Source organism: Parasynechococcus sp. (assembly GCF_042954245.1).
Classification (GTDB): Bacteria; Cyanobacteriota; Cyanobacteriia; order PCC-6307; family Cyanobiaceae; genus Parasynechococcus.
In genome coordinates, this window is the sequence record NZ_JBGKDP010000185.1 from 1 (window position 1) to 1,723 (window position 1,723).

At 64.1% G+C, this 1,723-nt stretch carries 2 protein-coding genes; both read right to left on the minus strand.

Annotated features, from left to right (window positions below; translation table 11 throughout):
• A partial coding sequence (locus tag ACGVJ8_RS08190; protein WP_392347110.1) for an L-aspartate oxidase occupies window positions 1-1,060 on the minus strand: 1,060 nt, incomplete at its 3' end.
• Between the two features lie 70 nt (window positions 1,061-1,130).
• Window positions 1,131-1,538, minus strand: a complete 408-nt coding sequence (gene psbU, locus ACGVJ8_RS08195) for a photosystem II complex extrinsic protein PsbU (RefSeq protein WP_392347105.1) — start codon at window positions 1,536-1,538, stop codon at window positions 1,131-1,133.
• Between the last annotated feature and the right edge of the window lie 185 nt (window positions 1,539-1,723).

The following is a 1,723-nucleotide window of genomic DNA, read 5'->3' on the forward strand; positions in this document are numbered from 1 at the left end:
CCTGCAGGTCTGTGGCCACCCCTCCCATCCAGTAGTGGGCGGCTGGGGCCACGGGGATTGGCCGTTCCAATGGATTCAGTCCGAGTTCGTCGCACCGGTCCAGGATCGTTGGGAAGCGTCGCTCCGCTTGGTCGCGCGGGATGGCGGCAAAGTCGAGCCACATCTGTTTCACCCGCTGCCGCTGCATGGCCTGCATCAAGGCTCGGCTCACCTGGTCCCGCGGTGAGAGGTCGCGTTGGGGCAGGTGGGCCACAGGGCTGCCCCCCAGGGCATCCACCAGCACTCCGCCCTCTCCGCGAACGGCTTCGGAGATCAGAAAGCAGGGGGCTTCATCCAGGCGGATGGCCGTTGGATGGAACTGAACGAATTCCAGATCTTCAACGGCTGCGCCCGCCTGCCAGGCGAGGGCGATGCCTTCGCCGCAGGCCTGGGCTGGGTTGGTGGTGTTGGCAAACAGATGGCCACCACCGCCAGTGGCCAGTACCACGGCGCGGGCTTCGATCCCATGAAGGTGCGCCCCATCCAGCACCTGCACGCCGCAACAGCGCCCATCGCGAACCAGCAGCTGCGTCACGCGAACACCGCGGCGGTGCAGCAACCCTGGTCGTTGCTCAACACGATCCCGCAGCACATCCACCAGGGCTCGCCCGGTGCGGTCCTGCACATGCAGCACCCGCCTGTGGCTGTGGGCTGCTTCCAGGGTGGTGGCAAGACCGTCCTGATCCCGGTCGAAGGCCATCCCCAGTTCCCCCAGGCGCTCCACGCAGTGGGGCGCCTCCTGCACCAACAGTCGCACCGCATCGCCATCGCACAGGCCGGCTCCAGCTAGAACGGTGTCCTCCGCATGGCTGTCGGCGCTGTCCTCCTTGCGGGTCACCGCGGCGATGCCCCCCTGGGCCCAGCGACTGGAGGAACGCCGCCCCGTGTTGCGGTTGAGCAGCAGCACCTTGAGCTCCGGAGGCAGATCAAGGCAGGTCATCAAGCCAGCAGCCCCGGCACCGATCACCACCACGTCCCAAGGACCTGAGGGGATGGGGTCAGAGCTGCGGGGCTGGGCCATCACGGGGACAAAAAAACCGCCGCTGGTCCGGCGGTTCAAGCAGTTACAACCAGTGTGACGGGGTTAGGAATCAGCGGTATTGGCCGTCGTTGATGCGGTCGTCGCCCTCGTTCAGTGCAATGGAGGGAGGGGTGACGGTGAAGTTGTCGCGGTATTTCGCGAACAGCTCCTTCTGACGCTCGGTCAGATCAAGAGACAGCACGTCCTCCACGCTGTCGTAAGGACCACCCAGCACGATCTTGCCGGCCATGGTCGGGTACATCCCGGGGAATTGCTGGAAACGGCGCACAGAGGAGTTGTTCAAATCAACCTTGCCGTCCCGTGCGGCAATTTTGTCGTCCGCGATATTGCGGATCTCATTGCCGGAATACTTGCTGCGGAGGTCGTCATCGGCGTAGACGCTTCTCGGAAGCACGAGGCCTGCTATCAGGCTCGCCATTAACAGTGCGCCGGTCAGCCAGCTCAGAAGCCGCTTCATCTCAACTCTCGATCAGGGGTCAGAACGGGTCGACCGGCAGTGCCGGTTCCCGAAGACTACAAGTCGTTGCGCCGTTCAAGCCCTTGAATCGGGGCAGCTTTTGCAGTTCGTTTCACTCGATCAGGCCACTGAGCCCGGGCTGCAGCAAGGCCGAGAGCAAGAACAAGCCGTCCACCCAAAGGGTG